Origin of the sequence: Larkinella sp. (assembly GCF_965227735.1) — a bacterium.
Taxonomy (GTDB): domain Bacteria; phylum Bacteroidota; class Bacteroidia; order Cytophagales; family Spirosomataceae; genus Larkinella.
Genome location: NZ_OZ245776.1, coordinates 2,934,128 through 2,947,416 on the forward strand (window position 1 = coordinate 2,934,128; position 13,289 = coordinate 2,947,416).

Annotated in this window: 11 protein-coding genes; 4 read left to right on the forward strand and 7 right to left on the reverse strand. The window is 53.1% G+C overall.

All coding sequences use genetic code 11. The features are described 5' to 3' along the window. Positions 1-110: 110 nt before the first annotated feature. Entirely contained in the window at positions 111-1,214 is a 1,104-nt protein-coding gene (locus ACO064_RS11250) for a FecR family protein (RefSeq protein ID WP_421827464.1), read from the reverse strand. 14 nt (positions 1,215-1,228) lie between these two features. Further along, positions 1,229-1,828, reverse strand: coding sequence for an RNA polymerase sigma factor (locus ACO064_RS11255; RefSeq protein ID WP_421827465.1), 600 nt, complete (start codon positions 1,826-1,828; stop codon positions 1,229-1,231). Positions 1,829-2,242: 414 nt separating this feature from the next. On the opposite strand from ACO064_RS11255, the gene ACO064_RS11260 reads away from it, so the two are divergent. Next, positions 2,243-2,590 (forward strand): hypothetical protein, encoded by a 348-nt coding sequence (locus ACO064_RS11260; RefSeq protein ID WP_421827466.1) that lies wholly within the window; start codon positions 2,243-2,245, stop codon positions 2,588-2,590. A gap of 100 nt (positions 2,591-2,690) precedes the next feature. Here the strand turns inward: ACO064_RS11260 and ACO064_RS11265 are convergent, their stop codons facing one another. Then, positions 2,691-3,032, reverse strand: coding sequence for a hypothetical protein (locus tag ACO064_RS11265; protein WP_150879770.1), 342 nt, complete (start codon positions 3,030-3,032; stop codon positions 2,691-2,693). Between the two features lie 312 nt (positions 3,033-3,344). On the opposite strand from ACO064_RS11265, the gene ACO064_RS11270 reads away from it, so the two are divergent. Further along, positions 3,345-5,102, forward strand: coding sequence for an alpha-L-fucosidase (locus tag ACO064_RS11270; protein ID WP_421827467.1), 1,758 nt, complete (start codon positions 3,345-3,347; stop codon positions 5,100-5,102). 23 nt (positions 5,103-5,125) lie between these two features. On the opposite strand, the gene ACO064_RS11275 is transcribed toward ACO064_RS11270, so the two are convergent. The 4 genes from ACO064_RS11275 to nirB all read right to left on the reverse strand — a co-directional run bounded on the left by ACO064_RS11275 (position 5,126) and on the right by nirB (position 10,344). Further along, positions 5,126-5,812 (reverse strand): response regulator transcription factor, encoded by a 687-nt coding sequence (locus tag ACO064_RS11275; RefSeq protein ID WP_421831012.1) that lies wholly within the window; start codon positions 5,810-5,812, stop codon positions 5,126-5,128. Next, complete coding sequence (locus ACO064_RS11280; protein WP_421827468.1) at positions 5,812-7,269, reverse strand: ATP-binding protein; 1,458 nt, start codon at positions 7,267-7,269, stop codon at positions 5,812-5,814. The genes ACO064_RS11275 and ACO064_RS11280 overlap by 1 nt, the downstream gene beginning before the upstream one ends. A gap of 7 nt (positions 7,270-7,276) precedes the next feature. Beyond that, a complete protein-coding gene (gene nirD / locus ACO064_RS11285; protein WP_421827469.1) occupies positions 7,277-7,633 on the reverse strand; it encodes a nitrite reductase small subunit NirD in 357 nt (118 codons plus the stop codon). Positions 7,634-7,839: 206 nt separating this feature from the next. Further along, on the reverse strand, positions 7,840-10,344 hold the full coding sequence (gene nirB, locus ACO064_RS11290; protein ID WP_421827470.1) for a nitrite reductase large subunit NirB: 2,505 nt from the start codon (positions 10,342-10,344) through the stop codon (positions 7,840-7,842). A gap of 293 nt (positions 10,345-10,637) precedes the next feature. Between nirB and cobA the strand changes: the two genes are divergently transcribed. Further along, positions 10,638-11,420, forward strand: a complete 783-nt coding sequence (gene cobA / locus ACO064_RS11295) for a uroporphyrinogen-III C-methyltransferase (protein WP_421827471.1) — start codon at positions 10,638-10,640, stop codon at positions 11,418-11,420. A gap of 350 nt (positions 11,421-11,770) precedes the next feature. Next, complete coding sequence (locus ACO064_RS11300) at positions 11,771-13,279, forward strand: alginate export family protein (RefSeq protein WP_421831013.1); 1,509 nt, start codon at positions 11,771-11,773, stop codon at positions 13,277-13,279. Positions 13,280-13,289: the final 10 nt, after the last annotated feature.

A 13,289-nucleotide genomic window follows, 5' to 3' on the forward strand; every position in this document is an offset into this window, starting at 1 on the left:
ACTAGTTCTGTTTTCGGAACGTTTTTCTCTGAGCGGTTACTTTGGCGAGCGACACTCAGTGAATAGACCGGTTGGCAGTGGCGTTGTCACTGCCAATTCTTTTTACGGTTTTATCGGTATCCCTTTCGGCTGATGACAATTTGACCATCGGTTATTTCGTAACTCGCCGATGAGGCCTTGCAAAGCAAATCCAGCTTCTCGTAGAGCGACTCACTCGACAGGATGGCGGTTATTTTGCTGTTTTCGAATAGCTGCTCGTCAAACTGGATCGGAATCCCGTAGCTCTTTTCAAGTTCGTGCAGAATCACCGGCAGGGGAACTTCATCGTAGACAAACGGACTTTCTTTGGCTCTTTTCGCAATCAGCAGCGGTTTGGCCACCAGCGTTTTGGTCAGATTGCCGTCGCTTTTTTCAAAAATAGCCGCCTGATTCGCGTTCAGAATCAGCCCGTTGACCTCCTTGTTATCCGGGACCTTCTCCGGCTTTTTTTTGTAAACCGACACTTTCCCCGACAACACCTGCACCGTAATTTTCTGATCCAGATCGAAGGCTTTCACGACGAAACGCGTGCCGAGCACCTGCGTGATCATTTCGCCGGTGTAGACCATAAACGGCTGGCGCTGGCGCTTGACCGAAAAACTGCCTTCGCCCTGTAAATACACGATGCGGGAATTGCCGGAAAACTGGGACGGATACCGAAGGCGGCTTTTGGGACTCAGCAACACCTCCGAACTGTCGTTGAGCACCACCCGCAAAAGTTGGTGAGAATCATTGGTGGTTTCTACCAACTGAATGGCGGATTTAACCGACAACTGAGCGACCTGTTGTGCCGGTTTTTTATCGAAAAAATACCAGCCAAATCCCATCACCGCCACGAAAACGGCCGCAATCGCCGGGAGCCAGCGAACCGGATTATCGGGTCGGCTTTTGTCTGGCTCCGGCTCCAGAACCGCATACCGTTTGGGTGTATACGCACTGGCGTTGTCAATAAACGCTTCCGTTTCTTTTCGGATCTCTGCTTCGCTGAGTCGCTCGGGAGCCACGTTGGTAGCCCGGATAAACTGCTCGGCCTGCCGGAAAACCGTCTGTTTTCCGGGGTAATTCTTCAGAAAAGACCGCCAGAACCCATCCCGATTACCACGACCCCGCACCCAGTCCTGGAAATCTTCGTCCCGAATAAAATCCTCCACGGTATAGGTTTCGTAGTTTTTCATAAGTGTAGCGGTATTCAGTATACCATAAACTGAGCAAACAGCAACCCGACGCATTGCACGGTCCAGTTTTTCCGCAGGCTGGTCAGGGATTTCTGGAGCAGATTATAGACGGATTGGCGGCCCAGGTGCATCACATCCGCAATTTGTTCGAAACTCAGGTTCTGGTAAAACCGCAGATAAATCAGTTCCTTCTGGCGGTCGGGCAGGTGATTGATCACGCGCTCCAGTTTGCGAATCTGGTAAACCTCGTTTTCTTCTTCGATCCACTGCACATCGGCTGCAAACTCGACCGAAAACGCGTATTCGTCCGAAAGCGTGGATTGGTGCGTGGTGTGTTTCCGGGAAAGCTCCCGCAGGATGCGGGTTTTGAGCACCACGAGCAGATAGGCCCGGACGTTTTCGACCGAACAAACGGAATCCTGTCGTTTCCACAGATTGAGGAACAGCTCCTGAATGCAGTCTTTCACAAACTCCCGGTCGGCATGCAACCGCATTCCCCAGTGAAAGAGGTCGGCATAATAGCTCTGCATGATCTTCGCGAGCGCATACATATCCCCCGCCCGGTATTCCTGCCACAGTTGTTGTGCTTCTTCCGAAGGTAGCCGTCTACTCATAGTTTCAGATGCTATACCTGCAAGAGCCTCTTTTTCAGGAAACCTAACCCCTGTTTTAAGATTATTTTTTTAAAAAGTTAGAGAATACCGATATAATGGAAAAAATATCGAATACTGAATGTTGAATAACGAATATCGAAAGTAGGCCGGGTCTATCTTCATTACTTCGATATTCGTTATTCACTATTCAATGTTCGATATTCATTCTTCATTTTCCCTTCGTATCGGTTATAACCCTGAATAGCACAAATTCGCATCATTCCATCCGGGTCTCTATTCTCTGGTCTCCCCTCTCTTGTCGCCAGTTAAAATTTCACGAAAACATAACTTCGGAAAAGGTCGGAATTCGGGGATTCGCCGGAACTTCGGCCCGTGATATTCGAACGGACAACTTCTCCCTCAACTTTCGATTTTATGGCTACTTCCGATTTTTCTGCTTTGCCAACGGCCGACGAGTTTGTGTCGCGGCTCGACGATTTCCGTGATACAATTAAAAGCGCTATTGTGCAGGTCGTAACGGAGTTGGGCGACGATGCCGATGCGTCCGATTTCGATCTGCGGTTTCTGCCGCTAACCCTCGCCGAATCCGATCTGGAAATAACGGCCATCACCCTGAACGACGACGAAAGCGATCCGCTGACGCTGCGTTTCAGCGACGACAGCGATGTTGAACTGGACGAACTTTCTACGGATGACCTGGTCAGTCTGTATCAGGTGATGCGGGATGCTGCGGATGAAAGCACGGATGAGGATGATGACTAGTCAGTCAACGGATGCGTAATGCAAAACTTCATACATAATAGGATATAATCGTACAGACCCCGGCTCCTGTCGGGGTTTTGTATAACCGGAAAACCGGGTGCTAAACCGGACCGGAAATGTAGAAACTGTGTGATTTGAGAACCAGGGTCGTTTCGCGGAAGTGTTCCTCAAACAGATCCTGAAGCTCGTGGACGAACTGAATGTACCGGCGTGACTTGACGCACAGCCAGCAGTTCATCCCGGCTACCAGGCGGGCATTTTCGAAGTTCCACACGTTCGATGCTTTGTCGGGCTCAAATCCGAAGGCCAGCAGCCACGGTTTGGTGAGTTTGATCGGCTGGGGTTCATTCGGCGGCTGGAGTTCTTTGATGTGTTTTTCAGTCAATAAAACCGGTTCTTTCTGAACAACATAGTATCGATTGGGCTTCAGGGGTGTCATCATTGTGCTGGTGGTGTTTACCACTCTACGCAAATCGGTAACACAATATTGCTTTTAATCCCGAATTGATCGAGAACTCTTAGCTACCGGGAATTAAAGAATGGCTCCTACTTTGTTTGCTCCCAGCCCCCTAAAGGGGGAGCCTGGAGCGCGAGAAAACTCCCCCTTTAGGGGGCTGGGGGGCAAAACACGGCAGAACGGAACAGCCCGGCGGCTTCGGGAAGAACAGCGACACGATAAAACCGCTGCAAGCGTAGGCTTTAAAAGGATTTAGGGTACATTTGGGCATATTCCGACAGCCTAATTTCCCGACAAATGACTGCAAAACGGCTCCTGCTCCCGCTGTTTTTTCTCCTGACCGCGCTCCCGGCGGTTTCACAAAAAGCCTTGCCCCAGGCCCAACGGCTCCAGTGGTGGCAGCAGGATCGCTTCGGTATGTTTATCCATTGGGGACCGGCCACGCTGACGGGCAAAGAGATTAGCTGGTCGCGGGCGGGCTACGGCAAAAGCCGGTACGATTCACTGTATCTGCGGTTTAATCCCACTAAATTCAATCCAAAAGAATGGGTGCGACTGGCGAAAGCCAGCGGCCTGAAATACGTCGTGCTGACCGCCAAACACCACGACGGTTTCTGTTTGTGGAACACCAAAACCATTCCTTACAACATCATCTCGTCGCCGTTTGGGCGGGACGTTTGCAAGGAACTGGCCGATGCCGTTCACGAAGCCGGGCTGGAGTTGGGCTGGTATTTTTCGCCCGGCGACTGGAAAGACCCCGACTGCCGCAATCCCGACCGGGAACGGAACACCGTATTTGAAAACCGGATGTTGCAACAACTCACCGAACTGTTAAGCAACTACGGTAAAATCAGCCTGTTGTGGATTGATTACGACGGCTGGCCCTGCCCGACCGACCCGAAAAATGTGCATGAGCTGGCGCATCGCCTGCAACCCGGTATTATCCTGGACAACCGGCTCGAAGCCTTCAACCCGGACGAGTCGCACGCCCAGCCGGGGCGCTACGGCGATTATGTTACGCCTGAGGGTTTTGTGGCTGGCTATGGCAATGTTCCCTGGGAAACCTGCACGAACTTAGGCCACCAGTGGGCGTGGCGGTTTGAAGACAAACCCCGGCCAGCGAAAGAGGTTGTGCATACGTTGCTGCGGTGTGTGGGCGGCAATGGTAACTTACTGCTCAATGTTGGCCCCGATAGCCTGGGGCAGATTCCGCCCCTGTTTGCCAGCCGTTTGCAGGAAGTCGGGGCCTGGATCAAGCCCCGGGAAGAAGCCATTTACGGCACCAAAGGCGGTCCCTACACCCCCGCACCGGCGTATGTCTGTACGCAAAAAGACAACCGGATTTTTCTGCACCTGCTGGCGGGAACCACCAGCGAAGTGGTGCTACCGCCCCTGCCCGCGACGGTTAAACAGGCCACCCTGCTCAATGGCACAAAGCTGACTTTTTCGCAGAATAAAGAGCAGGTTCGGCTGATCGTGCCGGTTTCAGCGCGCGATTCCATTGCGACGATGATCACCCTGACCCTCGACCGCCCGGCTGCGCAACTGGCTCCCATTCTGCCGTTTTCGAAAACCGGGTCGCTGGCTTATGGCAAAAAACCGTCGGCTTCGAGCGCGGTGGGACCGTTTCTGCACGATGCGGGGGCCGCCTTCGACGATAATAGGGCGACCTACTGGAAGCTCGGCCGCCGGAGCGACGCCAATTTTGAGACCAATTACGGAAAACCGCTTCACTATAAGACGAAAGAAGCCCAGTCTCACTACGAAAGTACCGGCTGGCTGCAGGTTGATTTCGGAAAACCGCAACCCGTTGGGCAAATTGTGCTTCAGGAATTTCAGCGAAAAAACAACCCGGAGCTGATTCCGAAAATCAGCCGGTTCAGTGTGCAGTATCAGAAAGGCAACGAATGGGTAACGCTGGCGACGGGCCGGGAGATAGGCGACGAATGGCGGCAGGAAATTCCGCCCATCACGGCGCAGCGGTTCCGGTTGGTCATCCTCGAATCATCGGGCAGCATCGGGGTTAGTGAATTTCAGTTGTTACCGCCCAACTAATCAATGAATTACACCTGGTGCCGTTAGTTTTTCGTCCGACCGGATTTTTCTTCCAGGGCCAGCCGGATGAGATCGACGGTATTTTTGACGCCCACTTTTTTCAGAATGCTGGCGCGCTGGTTGGCCACGGTATTCGTGCTGATGTCGAATTTTTTAGCGATTTCCTGGCTGTTCATCCCTTCCGTCAAACAGGTCAGGATCTGGGCTTCCCGTGAGCTAACCTTGTTCCAGATGGACGAGCGGCTTTTGGAACTATAGCTGGCATCTTCTTTTCGGGGAGCTGTTTCTGGCACCACCCAATGCCGGATAATTACCGTCGAAGCGCTCGGCGGATAATACAACTCGCCGTCGACCACGGCCCGAACCGCCCGCAGAATTTCTTCGCGATCGGTGTCTTTCTGTAAATAACCGGCGGCACCGTACTGCACCGATTTCAGGATATAATCCTTGTTGTTGTGCATACTGAACATCAGAATCCGGATTTTGGGATACTGCTGGGTAATAATCTGTAGGGCTTCGATCCCCGACATGCGGGGCATGGTGATGTCCAGAAACAACACATCCGGCTTCACCACCGGAATCAGATCGATGGCTTCGTCGCCGTCGGGGGCTTCGCCAACCACCTCAATATCAGCTTCGTCTTCCAGCAAGGTCCGAACCCCTTTTCGTACCACAGAATGGTCGTCGGCAACAAGAATTCGTATCGGCATCATCCGTTCGTAGTGTCTGGTAAAGTGACGGTAACTTTCGTTCCTTTTTTCAATTTCGACGTGATCGTCAGGTCGCCGTTCATCAACCGGGCCCGGGTGCGCATGTTTTCCATGCCATTGACGGGCTGAATTCCTTTTTCGTATTTCGGAGTCGATTTCACAGAAAATCCTTTTCCGTTGTCTTCCACCGTCAATACAATTTTAGGCTCCCGCTGCCAGCTAATCCGGATTTTTTGCGCCTGCGCGTGCTTGATGGCGTTGTTCAGGGCTTCCTGCGCAATCCGGTACAGGCCAATTTCCACCGATGGCGGTAGTCTGCGTTCATCACGATCTCCTTCAAAGATAACCTCAATCCCGGATGATCGGACGGTTTGCTCCGCTAATAATTGCAAGGTAGCCCCCAGGCCGAAGTCGCCCAGCACCGACGGCATCAGGTTGTGCGAGGTCTGGCGGGTTGTCTGAATAACGTCATAAATCAGTTCGCACAATTCCTCGAACCGCTGCCGGTGCTTGGGTTCCGGAAAAGGAATGACCTTCAGCTTTTCCGCGTGCAGTTTCAGGCCGGTAAGCATTTGCCCGATGCCGTCGTGGAGTTCGCGCGCAAACCGGCGCCGTTCTTCCTCCTGCCCTTCCAGCAAACCCGCCGACCGCACGGTTTCCTCGGCAATCTGCAAGCGGTATTTTTCTTCGGTCGCCCACAGGAGTTCCCGCTGGGTGATGACCAACTGACGGTTTGCATCTTCCAGATTTCTATTGGCAATAGCCAGGTTCCCATTCACCTCCCGTAATGCATTGTCCGACTCCGTCAGCTTCCGAATTACATTTTTGGTATGCGTCACCACGGGTCTGAAAATCAGTAACCCTTCAATCAGCAGCGTCAGCAGGGTCGCCACCGTCAGCACCCACTCTATTTGTTCGAGCGAGCGAACCCGCTCGAAGCTTTCTTTATCAAACTGAAACACGATGGCATTCATCTGATTCAGAAACATAGGCTCGTCGCGCAGGATCGTCTTCAGGGCGGTTTTCTTCTGCTCCGGCCTTGCAGAAGCAACATCGATCCGCACCAGACTTTTGTACATAGATTGAAAAACCGGCTCGATTTCCGCAAACATTTGGTCGAGCTGGCGGCTTTTCCGCACTACATACGCCTTTTCCATCCGCAAATCACCATTCCGCAACTGAATGTGGCTCTGGCTCCAGGTGTGCAACAGCGCGGAAAACGACGTCGTGTCGGCCGTAGGCGTTCCTGTGGTCCGGAGCAGTGCCAGTTTCGTCAGTCGCTGGCTCAACATGCGTTGCCGACCCGCCACGTTCACCACCCGGCTGTCGTCGTAGTGGTCGCTCAGCGTCTGGCGGATAAACAGCAGCCCGCTCAGCGATAACACGGCAATACACGTTAACGCCAGGACGTAAAACCGGGTTAAACGGCGGGCTACCTGCTCATCGAGTTGATTCATTCGGTCTTTATTCTACCCCAATATACACCATTCCGTCGGTCACTTTCACCGGAAAGGTCATAATCTGGTAGCCATCGTCGTTCAGGCACTGCCCCGTCTGGAGCGAAAAGGTCTTTTTATGAAACGGACAGGCCACTTTCGGCTCGTCGCCCTGACTGCCGATCATGCCCCGCGAAAGGGCCATCTGCTGGCGGTGCGGGCATTCGTTGTCCGTCGCGTACCATTCGCCCCGGCGCGCAAAATTGTAAATGGCGATCTGGTGACCATTGATCAGGACACAGGCCCCACCATCGGCGGGAACATCCTCGACCCGGCAGGCCAGATACCACGTAAGCTCTTCTTTTTCAGTGATTAGTGTTTCCATGATTTTTTGCCTTTGGAAAAAAGAAACGACCATATTTTTTTCATAGCCCACGGTTTTAACCGTGGGTATGCCAATCCGTATCCCATATTCCGGGAACCGTTTTAACGGTTTTGGGAGTTGGCCAAACCGTTAAAACGGTTTATAATCGGCCTAAAACCTCGCCTGTTCCCACGGTTAAAACCGTGGGCTGATAAATCCACCGGGTATTACTTCCACTCCTTCGCCCGTTTCATCTCCCGCAGGGATTCAAATTCTACCGTTGGGTCTTTTTGTTCGGGAACGTTGACGAAGTGGGTAAACCGCTTGCGGAGTTCGGGGTTGTCGACCACTTCTTTCCATTCGCATTTGAACGTATCGACCAGCAACTGCATCTCGCGCTCCAGATCATCGGCAATGCCCAGCACGTCGTCCACGACCACGGCTTTCAGGTAGGTCATGCCACCCTCCATTTTGTTCATCCAGGTGGCGGTGCGCGTCAGCGGGTCGGCGGTTTTGATGTAAAACATCAGAAACCGGTCGATGTAGCGAATGCAGGTTTCCTTGTCGACGTCCGAAGCCAGCAACTGCGCGTGCTGCGGTTTGGAGCCGCCATTGCCGCCTACATACAGATTCCAGCCTTTTTCGGTGGCGATAATGCCAAAATCCTTACTTTGGGCTTCGGCACATTCGCGGATGCAACCCGACACGCCCGACTTGATTTTGTGCGGAGACCGAACGCCCTTGTAGCGGTCTTCCACTTCGATGGCAAACGACACCGAATCCTGCACGCCAAACCGGCACCAGGTGCTGCCGACGCAGCTTTTCACCGTCCGCAGGGATTTCCCGTAGGCGTGGCCGCTTTCAAACCCGGCGTTGATGAGTTCTTCCCAGATCACGGGCAGATCGCCGACGTGGGCGCCGAAGAGGTCGATGCGCTGTCCACCGGTTATTTTGGTATACAACCCGTATTTTTTTGCCACCTGACCAATCACGATCAGTTTGTCGGGCGTGATTTCACCCCCCGGAATGCGCGGCACGACCGAATAGGTGCCGCCTTTCTGGATGTTCGCCAAAAACCGGTCGTTGGAATCCTGAATGGTCGCGCGCCCTTTTTCGAGAATATTTTCGTTCCACAAACTCGCCAGAATCGACGCCACCGCCGGTTTGCAAACCTCGCAGCCGTCTCCTTTTCCGAACGTGTCCAGCACCTCATCGAACGTTTTCAGGCTGTTCATTTTCACCAGATCCAGCAGTTCCTGGCGGGTGTAGTCGATGTGTTCGCAGAGCACATTCCGGACGTAGAGTCCCTGCTGTTTCTGTACACCCTGAATAATGTCCTTCACCAACGGCGTACAACCGCCACAACCCGTACATGCCTTGGTGGCTTTCTTGAGGGAATCGATGGTCGTATGGCCATTTTCGCCAATTTCGTGGCAGAGCATCGCCTTGGTGATGGCTTCGCAGGAACAGATCAGCGCGTCGTCGGGCAAGCCCATGACACCAGCGCCCGCTTCTTCACCCCCGCGCGAACCCAGGATCAGGTCTTCGGGATCGGGTGGCAGAATGGTTTTATTCTTGCAGGTTTGCAGCAGCATGTTATACTGATCGGCATCGCCCACCAAAATACCGCCGAGTAAGGTCTTACCATCTGCCGAAATATTAATGCGTTTGTAAACGCCTTTGGCTTTGTTTTCGTACGAAATCGTGCGGCAGTGGGGTTCCGACATAAACGGATCACCAAAACTGGCAACATCGGTGCCGATCAGTTTGAGTTTGGTCGACATGTCGTACGGTTTGAATTCCTTCTCCTCGCCCATCAACCGGGCGGCCACGACCTCGGCCATTTCATAGCCCGGAGCCACCAGGCCGTAGATCATGTGGTGAACGACGGCGCATTCGCCAATGGCAAAAACCGCCGGATCGGAGGTTTGCAGGAAATTATCGACCACAATGCCCCCGCGCGGGTGCGTATCCAAACCGGTTGCTTTCGCCAGTTCGTCGCGCGGACGAATCCCGGCGGAAATAATCAGCATGTCGACATCCAGCGCGCTGCCATCCGCAAACCGGATGCCTTTGATGGTGTCTTCGCCCGTAATTTCCTGCGTACTTTTAGACAGGTGGATGTTCAGGCCCAGGGCTTCCAGCTGGCGTTGCAGAATACCGGAACCGGCATCGTCAATTTGCCGGGGCATCAGGCGGGGCGCAAACTCAATCACGTGGGCGGTTTCCAGACCCAGATCAAGCAGGGCTTTGGCGGCTTCCAGACCCAGCAAACCGCCCCCCATCACCGCCCCCTTTCTAGCTCTGCGCGCATACGATTGAATGAGGTCCAGATCTTCGATGGTGCGGTAGACAAACACCCCGTCTTTCTCGACACCAGCCACGGGTGGCACAAACGCGCCGGAGCCGGTGGCTAGTACCAGATAGTCATAGGGCACTACCAAACCGTGGTGCGAACGGACTTCCTTCCGCTCCCGGTCAATGTCCACCACCGGGTCGGTCAAATACAGTTGGATGCCGTTTTCGGCATACCACGATACGGGTGCCATCGTGAGGTCTTCGGCCGTTTTTCCATCGAAATAGGCACTCAGATGGACGCGATCGTAGGCTGCCCGCGGTTCTTCCCCAAAAACCGTCAGGGTAAACTGCGCCCCGTTTTTTTGTTTAGCTACTAATTTCTCACAGAATTTGTAGCCCACCATGCCATTGCCTACGACGACGACATGCCTCATTTTGTTTGCATTCATAGTTATTAGTAACTATAGTTATAAAACAAACCCGTTTATTTTTTGTACTATTTCAGTAAAATTCCCCAATCACTCCTGAAATACTACGATTCAAAATTAAACTGATTTTTCCCAATTTCCTATATTTTTATTCTGTTAAGGTCAAATTTTAATCTTATTTTTATCGAATCTACTTGTTTTTCAAAATTATGTCTTTAATTTTGAACCAATAATTTGATAGTTATCAAATACTAACAATAGTACATTTTAACTATTCACCACTACTAAACACCAAAGCGATGAAGCCAAAGCTTACACTCGTGGGGGCGGGTCCCGGCGACGGCGAATTGATCACCTTGAAAGGGATCAGGGCGCTTCAGAAAGCCGACGTTGTGCTGTACGACGATCTGGCCAATGACTCCTTACTGGATTTTGCACCCGAACATGCGCTGAAAACCTACGTGGGGAAACGGGCGGGGAAGGCATCTTTTACGCAGGAGGAAATCAACGGGTTGATTGTGCGGATGGCGCAGGAACACGGCCACGTGGTTCGGCTGAAAGGCGGTGATTCTTACGTATTCGGACGCGGATACGAGGAATACGAGCACGTCCGGCAGTACGGTATTCCGTGCGATGTTGTTCCCGGTGTTTCCAGTTGCATCGCGGTTCCGGCTTCGCAGGGCATTCCGGTTACCTCCCGCGGGGTCAGTGAAAGTTTCTGGGTCATCACCGGCACCACGCGCCACGGCGAACTGTCCGACGATCTGCGGCTGGCGGTTCAGTCAAAAGCGACGGTGGTGGTGTTAATGGGCGTGAATAAACTGGCGGAGATTTGCGCACTCTACTGCCAGGCCGGTCGGGGCCATGTCCCGATGGCGGTTATTCAGAACGGAACCCGCATCAACGAACAGAGTGTGGTGGGTCAGGTGTGGAAAATGCCTCATCTCGTAGCAGAGCATGGCGTGGGGGCGCCGGCTGTGCTGGTGATCGGCGAAGTGGTTGCCCTGCATCCGGCCTATCTGGCCGAATGCCTGCGCAGCATTTCGGTTGATAGTTTTCAGTATTCGGTTTACGGTGGCTGACGCAAGTTGGCTAACGCCAGAACAAGCATGCGTCAGCCACCGTAAACCGAATACTGAAAACTATCAACCGTAAAAAAAGCCGATCCGGTGTGGGGGCACCTTTGGATCGGCCAAAACGGGTTTGTCTATGTAAAACACAAACGGTTCAAAGAAAATGAAAAAACCGACGTAAAGCAAATCGCTTCATTTTGCCTTACCGGGTCCGGACGACCGGACAAATCGCGTCGTCGCCCGTAAGACCTGTCCTTTCAGAGGGTTGCCTTTCTCTTACCCGCTTCGGGTATCCTGCTTACTTTTTGCACCGGCCGCTTCTTTTCTTTCAACCCACGTATGCCATGAAACTCTACTTCATGCGGTTAAGGCTTCTATGCCTTCTGCTGACTATCTTCCAAGTTCAACTCCGGGCGCAGGTTTCGCTGACCGGCCAGCTTCGTACCCGTACGGAACTGCGCGACGGTGTCGGCAATCTGGCACCCAAAAACAGCCGGGCGGCCGCTTTTACGTCGCAACGCACCCGGTTGACGTTCGGTTATAAATGGGATCGCGTTCTTTTTAACGTTTCCGTGCAGGACGTGCGGGTGTGGGGCCAGGATGCTTCCAGTATCAACAGCACCGACGGAAACCGGCTGATGATCCACGAAGCCTGGGCTGATCTGACGCTCATCAATGCCGCCGATAGCACGTTGAAATTCAAGCCCATCGACAGGTTATCCCTGAAAATCGGACGTCAGGAACTGGTGTACGACGATGTCCGCTTGCTGGGCAATCTCGACTGGCTCCAGCAGGCCCGACGGTTTGATGCCGCCCTTCTGAAAGCTCAACACCACGGCTGGGCGCTGGATCTGGGCGTCGGCTTTAACCAGAATTCCGATGCGTTTGGAAACACCGGCACCTATTACACACCCGCCAATGCACCAGCGTCGGCACTTTCCAACAAAAACGTTTCGCTGGCGATTCCGGGCGGTTTTTTGCCCACCGTCGGCAAAGGCGGGGCGCCGGTGGTGGCCAACGCGGTCAGTACCAACGGCCAGAATCAGCAGTTCAAGGCGTTTCAAATGGCGTATCTGACGCGAAAATTTAACGGGACCAAATTCTCGGCTTTACTCTTCAAGGACGATTTCTCGAAATACCGGATCGACTCGCTGGGCAGCGCTTCAACCGGCTACGTATATGGTCGGCGTTATGATGTTCCGGGCGTTCATTCCCGGCTGACCTACGGAGCGATGTTGACAGGACAGGTCACGGTTTCGGCCGTAAAAACCGGTCAGATGCTGTGGCAGGCTTTCGGGTATTTGCAAAGTGGCAAAGACCGCGACGGTTTGCGCATCCGGAACGCCTATCACTACGGTGCCAACGTCACGTTCCAGAAAGGCTTGCTGAGTATCAGCCCCGGGTATGAAGTTCTTTCCGGCACCAATGCCGCGACGGTAAAACCGGGTGAAACCGGTCGTTTCGATCCGCTCTATGGCACCCCGCACAAACACTGGGGCTACATGGATTATTTCTACGTGGGCACGGGCGCACCCGTGGGCGGTTTGAAAGATGCCTTTCTGAAGTTCAAATATGCCGGAAAACGCCTGACGACGGGCCTCGATGTGCATTATTTCGCCCTGGCGGCAACCACGTTTAACAAAATGCCCGATGCGGCATCCGGCGCAAAACTCGATTCGAAACTGGGCATGGAGTTCGACTTTACGGCCACCTACAGCCTGAACAAATTCACGAGCCTGGAAGCCGGATACGCCTTGATGCGCGGCACGAATTCGCTGGAATATACGAAGCAAAACACCATGAATCAGAAAGATAAACTGGGAACCTGGGCGTATTTGATGATCAACATCCGCCCCACTTTTCTCTAATCATAAACCG

Excerpts from the sequence above, each read along its gene's own strand:
- ACO064_RS11250 (WP_421827464.1), bottom strand. The coding sequence starts at position 1,214 with ATGAAAAACTACGAAACCTATACCGTGGAGGATTTTATTCGGGACGAA.
- ACO064_RS11255 (WP_421827465.1), bottom strand. The coding sequence starts at position 1,828 with ATGAGTAGACGGCTACCTTCGGAAGAAGCACAACAACTGTGGCAGGAA.
- ACO064_RS11260 (WP_421827466.1), top strand. The coding sequence starts at position 2,243 with ATGGCTACTTCCGATTTTTCTGCTTTGCCAACGGCCGACGAGTTTGTG.
- ACO064_RS11265 (WP_150879770.1), bottom strand. The coding sequence starts at position 3,032 with ATGATGACACCCCTGAAGCCCAATCGATACTATGTTGTTCAGAAAGAA.
- ACO064_RS11270 (WP_421827467.1), top strand. The coding sequence starts at position 3,345 with ATGACTGCAAAACGGCTCCTGCTCCCGCTGTTTTTTCTCCTGACCGCG.
- ACO064_RS11275 (WP_421831012.1), bottom strand. The coding sequence starts at position 5,812 with ATGCCGATACGAATTCTTGTTGCCGACGACCATTCTGTGGTACGAAAA.
- ACO064_RS11280 (WP_421827468.1), bottom strand. The coding sequence starts at position 7,269 with ATGAATCAACTCGATGAGCAGGTAGCCCGCCGTTTAACCCGGTTTTAC.
- nirD (WP_421827469.1), bottom strand. The coding sequence starts at position 7,633 with ATGGAAACACTAATCACTGAAAAAGAAGAGCTTACGTGGTATCTGGCC.
- nirB (WP_421827470.1), bottom strand. The coding sequence starts at position 10,344 with ATGAGGCATGTCGTCGTCGTAGGCAATGGCATGGTGGGCTACAAATTC.
- cobA (WP_421827471.1), top strand. The coding sequence starts at position 10,638 with ATGAAGCCAAAGCTTACACTCGTGGGGGCGGGTCCCGGCGACGGCGAA.
- ACO064_RS11300 (WP_421831013.1), top strand. The coding sequence starts at position 11,771 with ATGCGGTTAAGGCTTCTATGCCTTCTGCTGACTATCTTCCAAGTTCAA.